Source organism: Paenibacillus nuruki, from assembly GCF_001721045.1.
Taxonomy (GTDB): domain Bacteria; phylum Bacillota; class Bacilli; order Paenibacillales; family Paenibacillaceae; genus Saccharibacillus; species Saccharibacillus nuruki.
In genome coordinates this window covers 69,242-92,353 of sequence record NZ_MDER01000038.1, presented here as the reverse complement: position 1 = coordinate 92,353, position 23,112 = coordinate 69,242, and the positions used below count along the sequence as shown (strand labels likewise).

2 protein-coding genes are annotated in these 23,112 nt (G+C 37.6%); both read left to right on the top strand.

Going from position 1 to position 23,112, the window contains the following annotated elements; genetic code table 11:
• Positions 1-10: 10 nt before the first annotated feature.
• Positions 11-5,734, top strand: a complete 5,724-nt coding sequence (locus PTI45_RS10875; RefSeq protein WP_069327601.1) for a type I polyketide synthase — start codon at positions 11-13, stop codon at positions 5,732-5,734.
• A gap of 39 nt (positions 5,735-5,773) precedes the next feature.
• On the top strand, positions 5,774-23,107 hold the full coding sequence (locus PTI45_RS23895) for an SDR family NAD(P)-dependent oxidoreductase (RefSeq protein WP_069327600.1): 17,334 nt from the start codon (positions 5,774-5,776) through the stop codon (positions 23,105-23,107).
• Positions 23,108-23,112: the final 5 nt, after the last annotated feature.

Here is a 23,112-nt window from a genome sequence, read left to right as displayed (position 1 = left end):
GGAGATTTTTATGTCTGATAATGAACAACTATACAATCAACAGCAACAGTTAGACGAACTCAATCGATGGCTTGTTCAATTATTATATGTACAGATGCAAAAAATAGGCTATACAGCAGATATGCCTATTTCTGAACTGTTAGACTTACTTCCTAAAACGAATCAAATGTATATGAAGTGGCTACAACAAACTACAACTGTTTTAACACAATATTCGGTTCCTTTGATCAATACGGATGAGTTATGGCGCAACTGGGCAGATTATAAAGAAAAATGGTTACAAGATTCTAATATGCGTGCCAAAATTATCTTAGCTGAAACGATGCTACTTTCTCTGCCCGATATTTTGCATGGTCATAAGCCAGCAACAGACTTGATGTTTTCACACGCTTCTATGGATTTAGTAGAAGGGATCTACAAAAACAATAACATAGCAGATCATTTTAATCATATTGTTGCCGATCAAGTGATTGCTCAAATCGAACACATGGATCAGACGATCCCGTCCAAATCATTACGCATTTTGGAAATTGGAGCAGGAACAGGCGGAACAAGTGCGCTTTTATTTTCTAGATTACAGCCGTATACGCAATATATAGCTGAATATGCTTATACTGATATTTCCAAATCGTTTCTTAATCATGCTCGTAAACATTATGGGATTCATTATGATTATTTAACATATCATCTTCTAAATATTGAAGAGTCCATGCTGAATCAACAGATTGATATAGGTGGTTATGATATCGTTGTAGCTACTAATGTATTACACGCTACGCGCGATATTCGTTTAACATTACGTAATGCCAAAGCATTATTGAAAAAAGACGGTATGATGATTATTAATGAAATTATTGAATATTCGCTATTTAATCATGTTACTTTTGGTCTGCTTCAGGGATGGTGGTTATACGAAGATCCTATATTACGGATTCCGGGGTGTCCGTTATTAACTCCTGCACAATGGCGTAATGTATTGGAACAAGAGGGATATCAACATATTGCTTATCCAACTGTAGAGACTGAATTTTTGGGACAACAGGTGATAACGGCTTTAAGTGACGGGGTGATTCGTCAGAAAAAAGAGAACAACGCTCCAAAAGACAATCATCAAAATGAAATCATTGAACAATCTAAAAGTATAGAAGATATCTCAAATAAAGTCATTGCGAAACCAATGGTACCGCATCAGACTGAAGAATTATTAAAACAGAAAAGTATGGACCATTTCAAAATAGTCATTGGACAGATTTTGGAAGTGGAACCCGATAGTATAGATGTCAGTGAAGAACTAGAAATGTACGGTATGGATTCTATTTTGATTATTCAATTAACAGATGAACTTAATAAAGTGATGGAAGAGCATGTGAGTAGCGTGCTCTTTTTTGAATACTCTACTATAGCTACATTAGTGGATTATTTTATAACTCATCGTTATGAAGCGTTGATAACTATGTTAGGGGAAAAAGTAGATGTGATAGAGCCAGTTATTCAGCCTTCTTCTGTTGTTCCTACAGAGCCATTACTTGAATCTGAAACGATCACATCACCAGAATCTAAGGATTCCATCAAGCCAGATATCGCTATTATTGGATTAGCCGGTAGATATGCACAAACAGATGATATGACTGAATTCTGGAATCAATTGCAAGAAGGCAAAAGTGCGATTACTGAAATACCTGCTGATCGCTGGGAATGGCAACAACATTATCATCCTGAAAAAGGGCAAACAGGATTCTCTTATAGTAAATGGGGAGGATTTATCAAAGGAATCGATACTTTTGATCCTCTATTTTTTTATATTTCTCCCAAAGAAGCAGAACAAATGGATCCTCAAGAACGACAATTTTTACAAATTGCGTACTCTTGTATTGAAGATGCTGGCTATATTCCACAACAACTCAGTCATTCACAAAAAGTAGGCGTGTTTGTAGGTGTGATGAATGGAAATTATCCTACAGGATCATCGTACTGGTCTATTGCCAATCGAGTCTCTTATAGCTTTAATTTTGTTGGACCTAGTCTGGCGGTTGATACGGCTTGTTCATCATCATTAACAGCTATTCATTTAGCATTAGATAGTTTGTATAGTGGAACCAGTGAATGTGCGATTGCTGGTGGGGTGAATTTGATTGTTGATCCTGTACACTATGAGCGATTATGTGATAAAAATATGCTTTCCTCTGGAGAACAATGCCGTTCATTTGGAGAATCTGCTGATGGGTTTGTCGATGGAGAAGGTGTAGGAGCCATTGTATTAAAGCCACTTCATCAAGCCATACAAGATGGTGATCATATCTATGGTGTAATTAAAGGTAGCATGATTAATGCAGGTGGTAAAACAAAAGGGTATACGGTTCCTAATCCAGCGCTTCAATCCAAAGTTGTTGCAGATGCTATTCAAACATCTGGAATAGATGCACGAATGATTAGTTATATCGAAGCTCATGGTACAGGTACAGCTTTGGGTGACCCTATTGAAATTGAAGGATTACGAAGAGCATTTGAACAGGATACTACAGATACACAATTTTGTGCTATTGGTTCAATTAAGTCTAATATTGGCCATTGTGAAAGTGCAGCAGGCATAGCGGGATTAAGTAAAATATTATTACAATTACAACATCATCAATTAGTACCATCTCTGCATTCGGAGAGATTGAATCCTAATATTAAGTTTGAACAGACTCCTTTTCATGTTCAACAACAATTAACAACATGGAATAGACCACAAATTGAAGTTAATGGTCGTCAAGAAGAAATACCGAGAATAGCGGGTATTTCTTCTTTTGGTGCAGGGGGAGCAAATGCACATCTTGTTGTTGCAGAATATATTCCTACATCTGTGCAACGACCAGTCTATGTATCTCAGGATTCTAACAGTCCTGTAGCTATTCTGTTGTCTGCTCGTACAGAAGAACGGCTACAGGTAGTAACAAAACGCTTGCTTCAACAATTGGAACGCTCTTCTCTAGATGAGAATCAATTATCTAATATAGCCTATACTTTACAAGTTGGCAGGGAAGCAATGGAGTTTCGTCTGGCTATCCTAGTGTCCTCTATAGATGAATTGAAACAACATATAAAACAGAGCCTTGATCCTATTGATACATCTACAAATGTGTATAAAGGCGATGCTACAAATAGTAAGTCAATAAAAGCGCAATGGTCAGACGAGGATATGCAAGCTACCCTGACATCATGGATTCGCAAAAGAAAATATCCTCAATTATTAGAGTTATGGGTACAGGGTGTAGATATCAATTGGTCGTTAGCCTATAACGATAATGAGACTCGCCCGCAACGCATGTCTTTACCGGTATATCCATTTGCCAAAGAAAAGTATTGGTATAAGCCAGCAGAAACGGTATCTAGTATAGATACCCCATTACAGTTTCAATCTGATACTAAAGCAGAATTACTTCATCCTTTATTACATCATAATGATTCAAGACTACAAGAACAGAAGTTTACATCTATATTTAGCGGAAAAGAATTTTTCTTAGAACATCATCAAGTACAAGGTATAGCAGTATTGCCTGGAGCAGCTCATTTGGAAATGGCTTTACAAGCAGTCAAACACTCTATGCCTTTATCAAGAGGTTCGAATACTGAACTGCCTTTGTCTTTTGCATTAACTCATATAGTATGGGCGAATCCTATTTCTATCGAACATGCGCCTAAATCAGTGCATATTAATCTGCAATTGGAACATGTAGAAGAGATTAGTTATGAGATTTATAGTGAGCAAGATCAACAAGAATGGCGCTTATGTAGTCAAGGTAGAGCGACATTTGATATTGCATTGCAAAAGGAAGTCATCGATATCCAGTCTATTCAACAAGATTGTCAGCTAAAACAATGGTCTGCTGCTGAATGTTACAGAGCATTTACTGCGATGGGATTATCCTATGGTGTTGCTCATCAGACCATACAGCATGTATCTTTAGGTTCGAATCAACTGATAGCTAAATTATCTTTACCAGATGTATTTAAAAATACAATTCAACCTTATATTCTTCACCCTGCTCTGCTTGATGGGGCGTTGCAAGCTTCTATAGGATTAACTACAGGATTTGATACATCTATGAGTGTACCGTCTCTTCCTTTTGCTCTACAAAGGCTCGAAGTAGTAGAGAACTGTGATCCAGAGATGTGGGTGCATATTCAATACAGTGCAGGTAGTCATTCTCATGATCCTATGCCTAGATTGGATATTAATATTTGCAATCAGCAAGGAACCGTATGTATACGATTAAAAGAATTTGTTACACGTCGCATGCAATCCGATCATACTACCGAGCAGCCTTATACAAGTACAGATACTCGGGCGACTTCAAATACAGCAACAATGATGTTTACGCCAGTGTGGGAGATGCTCGACAGTATTCCTACAACAGATTTATCGGAGTCTATAGAAACTGTCGTTTATATCCATAATCAATCTAGCATGTCAGAAATGTGGTCACAGTATATTCCAAATATAAATATAGTGTCTCTAGATCCTAATCAATCGATTGATGGCATAAATAATCAGTTATCTATATTCAAAGAAATCGATCATATCATATGGTCTGCTTCTTCGGAATCTATGCCATATGCCAGTGAGCAACAAAGTATCACTTTTCAAGAAAAAGAAGTTCTTCTATTTTTTCGCTTCGTTAAAAGTTTGTTAGCACTTGGTTATGGGAGCCGATCATTACATGTAACTGTACTCACCTATCAAGCACAAAGTATCCATCCATTTGATGCTATTAATCCCGCACAAGCTGCATTACATGGATATATTGGATCGCTTGCCAAAGAATATAGTCACTGGCATATTCGTCTAGTGGATATGGAAATAGGAGCAGATATTCCAATTGAAAGTATTTTATCTCTTGCACCTGATCCGCAAGGAGATGCTTATCTATTTCGTGAACATGAATGGTATCGTCAGGAATTACTAGCTGTCGAATATGAACAAAACACCACATCTACGATATATCGTCAAGGTGGAGTCTACGTGATTATTGGTGGTTCTGGCGGAATAGGTGAAGTATGGAGCGAATATATGATTCGTAAGTATAATGCCCATGTGATATGGATAGGAAGAAAAGAAAAAAATCAACAGATTCAAGCTCAGTTAGATCGACTGGCTCGTTGGGGACCACAGCCTTTATATATTTCGGGGGATGCTACAGATATTAATCAATTACAGCTAGCATATCAGCAGATCAAGCAACATTATAATCGTATTGATGGAGTCATTCATTCTGCTCTGGTCTTGTCTGATCGTAGTTTGGCAAATATGGATGAGCAACAATTCTGTAAAGGGCTTGCACCCAAATTAAATATCAGTGTAAATATGGCACAGGTATTCGCTAAAGAATCATTAGATTTTGTGTTATTTTTTTCTTCTTTAAATTCATTTATGAAATTACCAGGACAAAGTAATTATGTAGCGGGTTGTACGTATATGGATGCTTTTGCCCGTCAATTATCACAGTCTTTCTCATGTGCAGTTAAAGTGATGAACTGGGGATATTGGGGAAATGTTGGATCCGTTGTATCTCCAGAAGTTCAACAGAGTATGGCAAACAAAGGAATTGGTTCTATTGAGCCACCAGAAGCTAATCAAGCCCTTGAGTTACTTTTAACAAATACTTTAGATCAGCTTGTAATGATTGAGACGATAGGACAACCAGAGTTGCCATTATGGAACAACAACAAAACGATTATGGTATATCAATAATCGTTTTGTTTGGGTTGCAATAAAAAGGAGTGCTCAGACATGAAAAACTTCAAGATGATGGAATCAGCAAATCAACAAATGGAAGCTGTCAATGAACTTTTAATCCAACTATTGTGGTGCCAGTTGCATGCTACAGGTTGTTTGAATAAAGATTTTGTATGGCAAAAAGGTACATTATCATTTTATCCTCAATGGTTAGTGGAAAGTATTGCAATGCTTCAAGCTCAAGTTCAGTTATTGCCTACTCATAAAGATAACTTAAAAGACACGAACATATATAAACAAGTAGTAGATCGCTATTGGGACAAATGGGAAAAACAACTTTCTGGCTGGTTACAAAACCCGGATCTTCAAGCTCAAGTCCAGTTAGTGGATCGTATGTTGCGTAATCTACCTTCTATTTTGCAAGGAGACAGATTAGCTACTGAAATTATGTTTCCTGAATCTTCTATGCAACTGGTAGAAGGTATTTACAAACATCATTCTACAGCAGATTACTTCAATACTGTACTTGCAGAATCTGCCTCTGCTTATGTTGAAAAGTGTGCACAAGCGGGCAGAAAAGTACGTATTTTAGAAATAGGAGCAGGAACGGGGGGAACAAGTGAAGTAGTTTTTGAACATTTAAAAATATGGGAAAGTCATATAGAGGAATATGTGTATAGCGATATTTCAAAAGCATTCTTGATGCATGCAGAACAAAAGTATGGACCGTCTGTACCTTATTTGAACTATCAAATTATTGATTTGAAAAAGTCATTTGCTAGTCAAGGCGTTGATCTGGGTGCATATGATCTTATTATTGCCAGTAATGTTCTGCATACAACCCAAAATATTCGTCATACTGTGCAAACTGTTAAAACCACTCTAAAGAAAAATGGGATGTTACTTGTGAATGAAATCACAGATAAGTCGTTAATCAATCATCTGACGTTTGGATTACTTGAAGGATGGTGGGCTTATGAAGATAAAGCTTTACGTATTAGTGGATCACCTGCACTATCAGCTGACTCTTGGAAAAAAATATTAAAACGCGAAGGTTTTCACACGATTACATATCCTGCATCAGAAGCGGTAATGTTCAAGCAACAAATTATTGCTTCTCAAAGCGATGGAATTGTTATTCATGCTCGAAATAATATCATACCGGAAGTCGATATACCTATAATTCCACCTAACCATACTTTTATGAGAAAGCAAGCTAAAGAAGATGCTAGTGTTAATGCTGTAACAGATCAAGCGGTGCTGGACTTTGTCAGTGATATCGTTCGCGGAAGTATAGCAGAGGATCTCAAAATCAATACAGATCGTATTCAAAATGATCGTAGCTTTGCTGAATATGGAGTCGATTCTATTATTGCTGTACATCTGGTTAATTTAATCAATAAGCGTGGTCAATTATCTCTACAGACTACCGTATTGTTTGATTACAACAATGTTGATTTGTTGGTAGAGTACTTATTAGAAGAATATTCTGCTCATTTCAAACAGATGTTACAAGTGGCTAAAGATTCGTCTGAAGCGAGTGAACCTGTTTCAACGATTCAAGATAATCTAACTCCTAGCAAAGTAAGTGTATCTGTACAACCTTCAAAAGAGGATACCAAATATAATTCTTCACCCATAAACCGAATTATTTCAGAGGAGCATACAATAACTCCTAACGCTTCTGATACCTCTTTTTATCAAGTTGTACTTCATCGACCATCCGATATTCAAGAATTATCTATTCAAGCGCATGAAGTACCAGCACTTAAAGAAGATGAAGTTCGTATCGCTGTACGCGCGTTTTCTTTAAATTTTGGTGATTTATTAAGCGTAAAAGGGATGTATCCTACAATGCCTCCCTATCCATTTACACCTGGTTTTGAAGCCGCAGGAATTGTAGTCGATGTAGGGGCACAAGTGACACATATTCGTTCTGGAGAAGACGTTGTCTTTTTTGCTAGCGAACATATGGGAGCCCATGCAACAGCTATTACATGTAAAGCATCTCAAGTGTTTGCCAAACCATCTACGCTTTCTTTTGCAGAAGCTTGTTCTTTACCTGTTGTCGCTATGACTGTTATTGCTGCTTTTGGCAAAGTACAGATCAGACCCAAGCAACGGATATTAATTCAGACTGCCACCGGAGGAGTTGGTCTGGTCGCTATTCAGCTGGCTAAACACTATGGGGCTGAAATCTATGCCACAGCAGGCTCACAACACAAGTTGGATTATTTATTATCTATAGGTGTAGATCATGTGATCAATTATAGAGAAGTCGATTTTGAAAAACAGATTAAACAGCTTACAAACGGTCAAGGCGTGGATATTATTCTTAACACTTTATCAGGCGATGCTCTTCAAAAAGGATTAAATAGTCTAGCTTCCAATGGAAGTTATATTGAAATCGCAATGACTGCTTTAAAAAGTGCAAAAGCAATCGATCTATCTCAAATGGGCTCTAATCAGTCTTTTTACAGCCTTGACTTAAGAAAACTAAGTTTAGAGCAACCTGAAAGATTGGTAGAGTACTACAACGAAATGTTAGATTGGGTAGCAAAAGGGATCATTGTTCCTCATATCGGTCAACTGTTTAGATTTGATCAATTGCAAGAAGCTTATCGGAACATTGAAAACCGCGAAAATATCGGGAAAATCGTAGTGACTATTCCAGAAGAATGGCAATATCATGTAGTGCCACAATCCAAGCCCAAGCCTGCGTTATCTTCCAATCAGGATATACATTCACGTGAGCCGATTGCGATTATAGGGATTAGTGGGCGCTTTGCAGGTTCCAATACTCCTGATGAATTATGGAAACATTTAGAACAAGGAACCGATCTGATTCAGCGTGTATCTCGATGGGATTTATCGCAATATTATGATGCAGATCAGGAATATTGCGATCAAGGTAGTTTTTTAGATGATATCAGCACATTTGATCCGTTATTTTTTAATATTTCAGGACAAGAAGCTATATATATGGATCCGCAACAACGTATTTTTCTAGAAGAATCTTGGAAAGCATTAGAAGATGCAGGTTATGCGGGTCATTCGATCAAAGGTCAAAAATGCGGTGTTTATGTAGGTTGTACGAGTAGTGATTATCCAACGCTAGTCGGAGATAATCCGCCACCGCAATCATTTTGGGGCAAAGCAGGATCTATTATACCTGCACGAATTGCTTATTATTTAGATTTACAAGGACCTGCTATTGCTGTAGATACAGCTTGTTCTAGCTCGTTGGTTGCAATTCATTTAGCTTGTCAGGCATTATGGGCAAATGAAATTAATATGGCATTAGCTGGTGGTGTTTTTCTTCAATCGACACCTCAATTTTATCTAGATTCTAATCGTGCAGGTATGTTATCTCTTGAAGGAAGATGTCACACTTTTGATGAGAAAGCAGATGGTTTTGTACCCGGGGAAGGTGCAGGAACTATTGTATTGAAACGTCTGCACGAAGCACTAGAGGATGGAGATCATATCTACGGTGTGATACAGGGAAGTGGAATCAATCAAGATGGTACAACGAATGGGATTACAGCACCAAGTGCCAAATCTCAGACTAGATTAGAACAACAAGTATATGATTCGTTTAATATTAATCCGGCACATATTCAGATGGTAGAAGCACATGGGACTGGAACAAAATTAGGCGATCCTATTGAATATCAAGCATTAACAAAAGCTTTTAGCACGTATACAAATGAACAAGAATATTGCGCTATAGGTTCAATCAAAACCAACATCGGACATTTGGCGACAGCGGCAGGTATTGCAGGGATTCTCAAAATAGTACTATCACTTAAAAATAAAAAAATTCCAGCTTCTTTACATTTGGAAAAGGGCAATGCCAACATTTCTTTTTCAGATAGCCCTTTTTATGTTAATACGACCACTAAAGAGTGGGAAGTTCCTATAGATCAAGCTCGACGTGCAGCGATTAGCTCATTTGGATTTAGCGGAACTAATGCTCATATGGTAATAGAAGAAGCACCACAGACTGGTGCCCAATCCCAAGTATCCAAAGCAGGATATCTTATCGTATTATCTGCACGTACAGAGCAACAATTACGTCAGCAAGCGCAACAATTACTATCTTGGAATATGAATCATACAGCTGATTGTGCTGCGATCAGTTACACCCTATTGAGTGGTAGACAGCATTTGAATCACCGTTTGGCTTGTATTGTACAAAGTCAGCAAGAATTAACGACATATCTACAACAATGGTTAGATCAAGGCGAATCTCCAGAAGTAACTGTAGGGCAAGTAAATCGAAGTGAAAACCGTGAACAATTATCATTCAAAAAATATGCAGCAGACTGTATTCAAAAGTGCCAACAAGCCAAACAAGATGCTTCTTATCTGGAATATTTAGTAGCAGTGAAGGATGTATTTGTGCAAGGGTATGAGTGGAATCTGGGAGATATATTTGCAAAAGAAGAACAACACCGAATACCGCTTCCAACCTATCCATTTGCTAAAAATCAATACTGGGTTCCAGCCTTATCTACACCAGCAGCAAGATTTACCTCTTCTAAATCAGTAGCTGTTGAATCTATTCATCCATTGCTGCACAAAAATACGTCAGATTTACAACAACAAAAATATACTTCTATATTTACGGGTAACGAATTCTTTTTCCGAGATCACATTGTACAAGGCAACAAAGTATTGCCAGGGGTGGCTCATCTGGAATGGATACGAGCAGCTGTTACAGAAGCGATAGGCGGTATCCCAGATCATCAAATCATTCAACTTAAAAATATCGTGTGGACCAGTCCTTTACATTTAGAAATAGATCCATTTATAGCTCATATTGATATATATGTAGAATCAAATGGTGACCTTTCTTTTGAAATTTATAGCGATTCTACAGAAAATAGAGATCGTCTTGTATATAGTCAAGGATCAGCATCCATTATAGAGCAAGCACCACCAACAGCCATCGACATTGTTCATCTACAACATCAATATTCAATCAGTCCTATAAGTGCTAACCAATTTTATGAGCAGTCACAGAAAAATGGAATAACTTTAGGAGAAAGCTTAAAAGGCATAGAGGTCGTCTATACCAAAGCAACAGAAGATCATGAAGTGTTAGCACGCCTCAAGATGCCTGTAGATCAGTTACCAGATAAAGAGTTATATCAATTGCATCCTAGTATGATGGATTCCGCCTTACAAGTAGCGATTGGTTATACGATCGGGACTGTAAGTAACCCTTTATATCAAGGCAAATCTACACTTCCATTTACACTACAGAAATTGGAAATATTTCAACCATGCCTTCCAGAAATGTGGGTATGGGCAAGATATAGTGCTGGAAGTACAGCAAATGATAAAATTCATAAATTAGATATTGATCTTTGCGATAATGAAGGTCATATTTGTGTTCGGTTTAGTGGCTTTACGCCTAGAACATTAGAGCATGCAATAACAGCATCTTCAGATCATCATGATTCGATGCTACTTACGCCAACTTGGACAGAACAGACAGTATTATCACATTCCGATCATACCAATAGAAATATTCATCATATCATAGTATTAGCTCCATCTTTTGCATCTATATACAATGATATTCGTACAAGTATGCCACATGTTCACTGTATTATTTTGCAAGAAGAAGAGATTGCTTATGTAACAACAGAAGAACAGAATGCACACTTATTTACAAGTTGCACAGTACAATTGATTGACGTGTTAAAGCAATCAATATCCAATTCTTCCGAAAACATATTGCTGCAACTTATTGTACCTAATAAAGGAAAGTATCATACGTTACTTGGATTAGCTGCAACATTACAGACGGCTCAACAAGAATACAGTAAATTTAAAACGCAATGTATTCAAGTGGGTCTTCAAGAAACAGCTATAAATGTGCTACACAAAATCAAAGATAATCAGAATGAATCTGTTTCTATTGTACGTTACGATAATCAGATTCGTTATATACGTGATTGGAACAAGTGGGAGCCTACACTATCTGAAGAATCGCAGCTTCCATGGAAAGATCAAGGTCATTATTTAATTACAGGAGGCCTTGGAGGTCTTGGGTATATTTTTGCGCAAGAGATTATTCAACAAACCAATCAAGTTACTCTTATTATAGTGGGTCGTTCACCGCTAGATCATTTTATGCAAGCAAAGTTAGATCAATTGCAACATCATCAAGCTCAAATTCACTATCTTGTAGCAGACATTACAATAGCAGAAGATGTAACTACTATGATCGATCAGATTAGATCCATCTGTGGAGAGTTGCATGGTATTATTCACAGTGCAGGTATACATCGTGATCATTATATCCAGCACAAAGTTAACGAAGAAATCGAAGAAGTATTAGCTCCTAAAGTTCATGGAACATTATTGCTAGATCAAGTAAGCGCAGATATGCCACTTGATTTTTTTGTGCTTTTCTCTTCTCTTGCTTCAGTGGTCGGTAATACAGGTCAAGCAGATTATGCAACCGCAAATGCTTTTATGGATATCTTCGCTTCGGAGCGTAATCATAAAGTGACTTATCAACAGCGTTCAGGTAAGACATTATCACTCAATTTTCCGCTTTGGGAAGATGGAGGGATGCAGTTAAATACTGTAGAACGCACACGAATTCGAAAACAGTTAGGTATGATTCCTATGGATGCCGATACAGGAATCCAGTTATTTTATAAAGCTATTAAAAGTAGCCAAGATCAGGTTGTTGTTTTACATGGCGATACCGATAAGCTTCAATCGTTATTACAACCTTTTGTAGCAGAAAGCTTAACAGAACAGCATGCTTCTACTATTCTACATCATGATTCAACTCCATCTATATTAGACCCATTCATAGAGGGGAAAAGCGAGATGAATTCAACTCCATTAATTGAGAAAATGCAATCTGCTTTAATTCAAATCGTTTCTCATATGCTTAAAGTAAGCTCAAAAGATATTTATCCAGATGTAGAATTGAACGAATATGGATTTGACTCGATCTCATTTACAGACTTCTCCAATCAGCTAAATGAGAAATATCACTTGGATTTAACACCAACTGTCTTTTTTGAATATTCAACTCTTCATACATTAGCCAAACATTTGGTAACTACTTATGCCGTACAATTAACATCTACCTTGATGCCAAATGTTCAAAGGAAAGTTCCTTTCACTTCGGATTCAACAAAGACAGTAGATAATGGGCTTAAACAAGAAGCTGAATCGGTAAATAGTAGATCTATTCCTACAACACGATCGCGTTTTCAAAAGCCAGTAGAAACAGAGACCTCATATCAACCTGTTTCTTCTACAGATCAAAGTCCAGACCCTGTCGCTATTATAGGGATGAGCGGTAGATTTCCTATGGCAGAAGATATTCATGCACTTTGGGAAAATCTAATAGAAGGTAAAGATTGTATTTCCGAGATACCTGCTGATCGTTGGGATTGGAAAGCCTACTATGGTGATCCTTATCAAGAAAAGAATAAGACGAATATTAAATGGGGAAGCTTTATAGATGGAGTAGCTGATTTTGATCCAATGTTTTTTGGCATTTCTCCGCGTGAGGCTGAATTGATGGACCCGCAACAGCGTCTCATGATGATGTATATCTGGAAAGCGATAGAAGATGCAGGTTATGCTCCTTCTAGCTTATCAGGTAGTAAAATGGGAATTTTTGTAGGTACGGCTAATAGTGGTTATAGCCATCTTTTGTCTCAAGCAAATACAGAGATCGAAGGATACTCATCGACAGGTAGTGTGTCGTCTGTAGGACCGAATCGAATGAGCTTTTTTCTAAATGTAAATGGACCAAGTGAACCTATTGAAACAGCGTGCTCCAGTTCTCTGGTTGCTCTTCATCGAGCTGTACAAGCGATTCATAATGGAGATTGTGATACGGCAGTGGTGGGTGGAGTCAATACTATTCTTGATCCTGATTATCATATTAGCTTTAACAAAGCAGGGATGTTAAGTCAGGATGGTCGTTGCAAAACATTCTCTGATCAGGTTAATGGTTATGTTCGCGGAGAAGGCGTAGGTATGATTTTTATCAAACGCTTAAAAGACGCCGAGCAAGCAGGCGATCATATCTATGGATTAATTCGTGGTACCAGTGAAAATCATGGAGGAAGAGCGACCTCATTGACTGCACCGAATCCAAGAGCTCAGGCAGATTTGATTAAATCTGTCTATAGCCGTGCTCATGTTGATCCTGCAACAATCAGTTATATTGAAGCACATGGAACAGGGACTCCACTGGGTGATCCTATTGAGATCAATGGTCTGAAAATGGCATTCAATGAGTTAGGTTATGATGCTGCATCTAATACAGCAACCTGCGGATTAGGATCTATCAAAACCAATATTGGGCATTTGGAATTAGCAGCAGGTATTGCAGGAATCATTAAAGTATTATTACAAATGAAACATCAAACACTGGTTAAAACAGTCCATTTTGAACAATTGAATCCATATATTCAATTAGAGCAAAGTCCATTTTATATTGTGGATACAAACCGATCATGGGTGCCTTTACAAGATGAACAAGGCAACGTATTGCCACGTAGAGCAGGAGTAAGCTCTTTTGGATTTGGTGGAGTGAATACTCATGTGCTGGTCGAAGAATATGTACCTTCTTCTCTCAATACAGATTCATCTGCACATGAAGAGTCTGTATTAATTGTATTATCTGCACGAAATGAACAGCGTTTACGAGAACAAGCTAAGCAATTAAGAATAGCTATGCAATCTGATCGCTATACAGATCATGAGTTAGAACGGATTGCATACACTTTGCAAGTGGGTAGAGAAGCCATGGAAGAAAGATTAGCTATACGTGTATCTTCGATTCATGAACTTATTACTCAATTAAATAACTATATTGAACAAACCGATTCTACATTATGGAATGATCATATGTATGTTGGACAAGTGAAGCGAGATCAGGAAGTACTTGAATTTTTAACAGCAGATGAGGATATGCAAGAAACTGTACAACGCTGGATGCAAAAGGGGAAATATCATAAATTATTAAAACTGTGGGTAAAAGGAATGGATATCGATTGGGCAACTATGTATATCGATCGTTCATTACAACGAATCAGTTTGCCGACATATGCTTTTGAAAATAAACGATATTGGATTCCTAATGAATTAACTATAGATTCTAATCAGAATACAACAGCAAATGAATCGAATATGATCCATCCATTGCTTCATCATAATACGTCTACACTGATCCAACAGAGATTTACATCCACATTTACAGGAAAAGAATTTTTCTTAGATGATCATGTGATTAAAGGACAGCGAATATTGCCAGGTGTTGCTTATTTGGAGATGGCGCGTGCTTCTGTGGTGCAAGCATTAGAACTTTATGAACATCAAGAATCAATGATTGTATTCAAAAATGTAACCTGGGTACGTCCAATAGCTGTAGACAAAGAACCTGTACAGATTCATATTCAATTGATTCCACAAAATGATCAGGTACTACATTACGAAATTTATAGTCAACAAGATGATGCACTGACTACACTGTACAATCAGGGAACAGTAACAGTGGTTCCAACTACAAAAGAACACAAAGAAATTGATATCTCTTCTCTTATTCAAAAGTGCGACCAGCAGATGATTATAGGAGAAGAATGTTATGCATCTTTCAAACAGGTTGGACTTTATTATGGGCCTGCTCAACAAGCGCTACAAAACATATACGTAGGGCATCAGCAAGCTATCGCTCAATTATCACTGCCACCAACCGTATCACATACAGAAGAACAATATATTTTACATCCAAGTATGATGGATGCAGCTATTCAAGCATGTATAGGATTACCTTCACTTGGATATGATTCAGTAACTCCATTTGCATTGGATGAAATGAGAATATATCAATCATGTACATCTACCATGTGGGCCTGGGTACGTTATCAAGATACTCCAGAACAACAGAAATCTTTGGATAAAGTAGACATTGATATCTGTAATGAACAAGGAGAACTCTGTATTGAACTTAAAGGGCTAAGTATTCTTCATTTGAGTCATCATCAAGATGATGTACAGCATACTGTAAGTGCTCCTCCAGTAGGTGCATTGATGCAGTATCCGGTATGGGATAGCGTTATTCCAGAATTTACAGCATCTCATATTTTGCCTTCAACACATGTGTTATGCATAGGAGAGACTCCAGCATTGTGGTTGAATCTAATCCAAGATTATCCACAGATACGATATGCGCAATTAGAAATAGATGCTGATGTAGATCAAATCACTGCTTTGTTAGAAAAAGAGCCTGTAATTGATCATATTGTATGGTCTATATCTAATACGATTCATCTTGATCTTTTACATGTCCCTGTACACCAACCATCTAAAGGAATAATACAAATATTTCGAATATTGAAATCATTATTACAGTTAGGTTATGGCGAAAAGGATCTAGCATGGACTATTGTTACAGCATATACGCAGCCTTTATCTGTTAACGAAAATGTATATGCAGAACATGCAGGTATTGCAGGTCTAGTAGGTTCTCTGGCTAAAGAATATTCCAATTGGAATATTCAACATGTGGATATGGAAGATCATTTTGATATTGCTACCTGTGATTTGTTAACTTTACCTGCTGATCTTGAAGGTAATACTTGGTTATATCGTGAAAAACAATGGTATCGTCAACAGTTAATGATAGTTGATGCCCCAAAAGAATCAGTCACTTCTTTTCAACAGAATGGAGTCTATGTAGTTATTGGCGGTGCTGGCGGAATTGGGGAAGTATGGAGTCAGTATATGATTAATACGTATAATGCGAGAATAGTATGGATCGGTAGACGACCATTGAATCCGCAAATTCAAAATAAAATAGATCTCTTAGGTCAGCAGGGGATAGCACCTTTATATATCAGTGCCGATGCATCTAATCTGCAAAGTCTGACAGAAGCTTATCAAACGATTAAACAATCGTATTCGTCTATTAATGGTATGATCCATTCGGCGGTAGGAGTTATGGATGCCAGTTTGAGTCATATGCAAGAAGAACACTTTCAAGCCAGTCTATCTGCCAAAATAGATATCAGTCTTGCTATGATGCAAGTTTTTGCAAAAGAGCCGCTAGAAATTGTACTATTCTTTTCTTCTATGAGTTCATTTAGCAAGCCGATTGGTCAGAGTAGCTATGCGGCAGGCTGTACTTTTACAGATACATTTGCGTATGAGATGAGAAAACAATTTGAATTTCCAATCAAAGTAATAAGCTGGGGATACTGGGGCGAAATCGGAATTGCCGAAAAAGTACCTACAGCCTTCAAGCAAAGGTTAATTCAATCAGGCGTAGGATTTATAGAGCCTAAAGAAGCTATGCAGGCTATTGAATATCTCGTGGGAAACGCTATAGATCATATGACTTTTATTCGTACTACTCAACCTGATGCAGTCATTACTACCCATGCAGATGAACAATTATGGATTGCGCCAGAAGTGAATGCTATAGCTATAGAGACATTACAACGAGATTATAAAGATCATGCTAAAGTGAATAGCTTGATGCAAACGATGCAAATATTTGATCAAGAATTAGAAACTTTATTAGCTCATTTATTGTATTATCAGTTACAACAGGCACAGTGTTTGGAGCATCATAATGAAGTTATTGAAGTATATGAACGCTGGTTAGACCATAGTAGATTGATGTTAAAACAAAAAAATATAGATGATCTATATGGTTCCACTGAACAACTTTGGATCCAATGGGAGCATCGAAAAGAAGTCTGGATTCAACATCCTGATCTGCGCGCTCAAGTCGTATTAGTAGATACAATGTTGAAGCATCTTCCAGATATTATAAAAGGTAAAGTGTTAGCTACAGATATCATGTTTCCAGATGCTTCGATGTCATTACTTGAAAACTTGTACAAGAATAATGCAGTTGCAGATTATTTTAATGAAAAGCTTGCTGATACAGTTGTCTCTTATATTCAAGCAAGGTTACAACATGATCCATCAGCGTCTATTCGTATTTTGGAAGCAGGAGCAGGTACTGGAGGAACAAGTAGTATCGTCTTGAAAAAATTAAAGCCTTATACAGACGCTATTGCAGAATATGCATACACTGATCTGTCGAAGGCTTTTTTGAATCGAGCAGAAATGATGTTTGGTCAAGATCATTCTTATCTCAAATACCAATTATTCAATGTCGAACAGCCTGTGCAAGAACAATCATTATCTATAGGTAGTTATGATATTGTTATTGCCGCAAATGTGCTACATGCAACACAAAATATTAATCGTACAGCCAAGCATATCCATTCACTTTTGAAACGTAATGGATTGTTATTGTTGAATGAACTCAATCGCAGTACATTGTTTAGTCATCTTACTTTTGGATTGTTAGAAGGTTGGTGGATGTATGAAGATGCATCTATTCGTATTCTAGGATCGCCTGTATTGGATGAGCATCACTGGCGTACAGCACTTGAATATACAGGTTTTCATACAGTAACATTTCCTACGAAGTCAGCCCAACCATTAGGGCAACAAATTATCGTAGCTGCTAGTCAAGGATTGATTCGTTTACCACGATCTCAATCTAATAATCTTTTACTCAACAATATGGATAAGAAGACGATGGAGCAAGCCCGGACAATCAATACTACATCTATGGAACAAGATATCTCTCATCCACACGAGCATCAGGAGAATGTTCAGATAAATTTGAATCTTGCTACCGAAGAACCAATCACAGAAGAACAAATGCTGCAACACAGTAAGCCTTATTTTCAGCAACTAATCGGGGATTTAGTTAAGTTACCTTATGACCAGATTGATATTTCAGAGCCATTAGAGAAATACGGTATCGATTCAATATTGATTGTGCAATTGACGAATAAGTTACGTAAACATTTTGATTCGATCAACAGTACTTTATTTTTTGAGCATCAGTCATTGCTAGCTCTTATGAAGTATTTTATAAAAGAGCATCAGCAACAGCTTATTGAATTATTAGAGATAAATCCATCCCAATCAACTAGAGTAGCATCAACGTCTTTATTAACTAATAACAGCTCTAAAGTGATTTCGGACAAAGGATATCGTAAATTAAGAATGCCTGTACAAGAAATGCAAGCGCAAGAACCAACAGTACCCCCTGTAGCTCAATCTGTTAGTTCAGCTCACTCTACATCGCCCATACAACAAGAGCCTATAGCTATTATTGGGATGAGTGGACGCTATCCGCAAGCCGATAATCTAGAGCAATATTGGTACAACTTGGAACATGGAATCGATTGTATTAGCGAAATACCTGAAGAGCGCTGGTCTATCGAAGGATTTTATAACCCTGATCGTAAGCATGCCGTAGCTCAAGGACAGAGTTATAGTAAATGGGGCGGATTTATAAACGGGTTTGCAGATTTTGATCCTTTATTTTTCAAACTATCGCCTCGAGAAGCGATCAATATGGACCCACAAGAACGTATTTTTTTACAATCAGTATGGGAATCGTTAGAAGATGCTGGACATACTAGAGAAAAGCTGACAGAACATTATAAGAGCAGAGTGGGTGTATTTGCCGGTATTACGAAAACAGGCTACAACTTGTATGGACCGGAACTGTGGAAGCAGGGGAGTGATTTATTTCCAATGACTTCATTTAGCTCAGTAGCGAATCGAGTGTCTTATTTGCTTGATCTGCATGGACCTAGTAAGCCGGTCGATACGATGTGCTCTTCTTCGTTAACAGCCATTCACGAAGCTTGTGAAAGTATACGTAGTGGAGCTTGTGAATTAGCGATTGCTGGAGGAGTAAATCTATATTTGCATCCATCCAATTATATTGGTCTATGTGCACAACAGATGCTAGCAGCTGATAGTCAATGTAAAAGTTTTGCAGAGCAAGCAGATGGATTTGTTCCAGGTGAAGGTGTAGGTGTATTGCTACTCAAACCACTATCAAAAGCTATAGCAGATGGGGATGCTATTCATGCTATCATCCGAGGCACAGGTATTAATCACGGCGGTAAAACCAATGGATATATGGTTCCCAATCCAACAGCTCAGGCTAACCTCATTCGCGATACGATGGATCGAGCAGGTATTCATGCGCAGGAAATTAGTTATATCGAAGCTCATGGAACAGGAACAGCATTAGGTGATCCTATTGAAGTATCAGGATTAACCAAAGCATTCCGTATAGACACGCAAGAACAACAATATTGTGCTATTGGTTCTGTGAAAAGTAATATGGGACATCTTGAATCAGCAGCAGGAATTGCAGGAATCACCAAAATCATTTTACAGATGAAGCATAAAAAAATTGCACCTACATTACATGCAACAAGACTTAATCCGGAGATTCCATTTGAGCAGACTCCTTTTGCTGTACAGCAACATTTATCAGATTGGAAAAGACCACAAATAAATATCGAAGGTCAACTTAAAGAAGTTCCGCGTATTGCTGGAATCTCTTCTTTTGGTGCGGGCGGATCTAATGCCCATGTGATTTTAGAGGAATATATAGCACAGCCGACTGAACTCCAATCACAATCTGAACCGATTGATCTTCAGCCAACAATGATTGTATTGTCTGCCCGTCAATCCGAGCAACTGATCGAACGTGCTCGTCAATTACTTTCATTTCTAGAGCATGCTGTATCATCACATTCTTCATTAACAGATATTGCTTATACGTTACAAGTGGGTAGAGAAGCGATGGAAGAACGTGTGGCTTGGATGGTACATTCGGTATCGGATTTACAATCCAAATTAACCTCTTTTATTCAACAACCTGACGAACATATGCCTAATTATTACAAAGGAACTGTAAAACGTTTATTTGATATGACGTCGATGTTTGACTCTGAAGAACACATGCAGCAGATTATAAATGATTATTATTTACAAGGTCAGTATGATGCTCTTTTAGAACTTTGGATACAAGGTGTGCCTATTCATTGGAGTGCATTGAATCGATCAGTCACAAGCAATATTGTTCATTTACCTGCTTATCCTTTTGTAAAGGAAAAATATTGGTTAGCACCTATGCAGACAGAAACAGATATAGCGATATCAGATCAAGACCGGGAGCGTAATGCATCGACAGTCATCGATAAGATGGTTTTGCATCCTTTGCTACATCGCAATACTTCTCAATTATCGGAGCAAAGATTTACTTCTATTTTTAATGGTCAGGAATTCTTCTTCGCAGATCATGTAGTGAATGGGAATAACATTTTGCCAGGCGTTGCTTATTTGGAAATGGTGCGCGAAGCGATTGCACAATCTACAAGTACATCTTTAGACCGCACTTTGTGGTCGTTAGAAAATATAATCTGGGCAACTCCAATCCGTATGGAAGATAGAGAATTGGCTGTTCATGTTGCGTTATATGCAGAAGATGAAAACCATATTCAATATGAAGTGTATACAGAACAAGAAAGTCACCATGTAACTACAAGAACTATTCATAATCAGGGTAGAGCGGTACAACAATCTTTAACAGATGCACCTATATTGGATCTAGCCACTATTCAAAAGTCTGTTAAAGAAGAGATAATAGCGACTACCTGCTATGAAAAGTTTGAACAGATGGGATTGTATTATGGAGAGCGGTTGCAGAGTATTTCTTCTTTGCAAATAGGTACAATGGGTGTGCTGGCTCCATTGAATATACCTAAGATGCTAGAAGCTTCATTATCTTCTTATGTGCTTCATCCAAGTATGATGGATGGAGCATTACAAGCTTCTATTGGGCTGATCGTGGGTAGCCATCATTCAGCAGATCGTTCAAATGCTCCACTATTGCCATTTGCATTAGAACAGATTCGAATATTTAGTGCATGTTCTGCATCGATGTGGTCTTATATTCGTTACAGCGAAGGAAGTGATCCAATGGATAAAGTACAGAAATTAGATATTGATATTTGTCATGAAAATGGGGAAGTCTGTGCGAGTCTAAAAGGATTTACAAGTAAACGTTTAGAATCGTTACAAGCTCCGTTGTATCCTAAAGAAACTATAATGTTGGTACCCGAATGGTTGGAGCAAGATACTGTAACAGTACCTGAAATTTCATTTCATCAACATATCATTATGGTCTGTAGTCCTGCGACACATATAGCTGAACAGATTCGACGAGAACTTCCAGACGCATTATGCATACAGCTTGGTTGTGATGGGAATCAACCTTTAGAACAACGATTTGGAACGGCGGCTTTAGAAGCATTTACTCAAGTACAACGATTACTACAGTCCAAACCAGAAGGTTCTATTTTAGTACAATTAGTGGTCGTACATGATCAAGATTATCAATTGTATACTGCACTTTCAGGTATGTTAAAAACAGCGGAGTTAGAAAAGCCGAAGTTAATTGTACAAATGATCGAATTAGACGGTTTAGCTGCTGCATTTGATCCAGTAGATAAATTATGTGAGTGTAGAGATAGTGCAGGTGATACGCATATTTCTTATCATAACTATCGAAGATATATTGCAACATGGCAAGAATTTGTTCCTAGTGCTACCTCTATAAAACAGGCATGGAAAGATCAACATGTCTACTTAATTACTGGGGGAATGGGAGGAATCGGTTATCTGATTGCGCAAGATATAGCACAATCTGTTACAGAGCCGATTTTGATTATCACAGGTCGCTCTATGTTAGATAAAGAGATTCAAACCAAAATAGATAAATTACAAGAGTATGGAGCTCAGGCTTTTTATTATGTATCTGATATTACAAATAGAGAAGAAGTATCTACTTTGATGAATACTATCCAAAAAGAATTCGGAAGATTAAACGGAATTATACACAGTGCTGGTGTGTTGAAAGATAGCTTTATGATTAGAAAAACACCAGAAGAGTGGAACAATGTATTAGAAGCTAAAGTGAATGGAACGATATATTTAGATCAATATAGCCAACTGTTTGAACTGGATTTCTTTGTTCTTTTTTCATCTCTTGCAGGAGTGCTTGGTAATATCGGACAGAGCGATTATGCAACAGCTAATGCTTTTATGGATCAATATGCTCATTATCGGAATAAATTGGTGCATACAGCTAAGCGAACAGGTCATACATTATCTATAAATTGGCCTCTTTGGGAGCAAGGTGGTATGCAGATGGATACACAAAGGAGTACTTCTATGAAGGAGATTTCGGGAATGCTTCCTATCGATCAATCCACTGCTATTGATGCATTACATCAAGCATTACAACATGAACAATCTCAAATCGTAGTTATGTATGGCAATGGTGTACAAATTCGTAGCTTTATGGATGTGGACAAAGGTAGAGATTTAGACGTACAAGATCAATATTTTTTAGAAATGTTTGACCATATTCAAAGTGGTCAATATTCGTTAGATCAATTATTAGAACAGCATAATCAGTCAAAGCCATTTTAAAAATA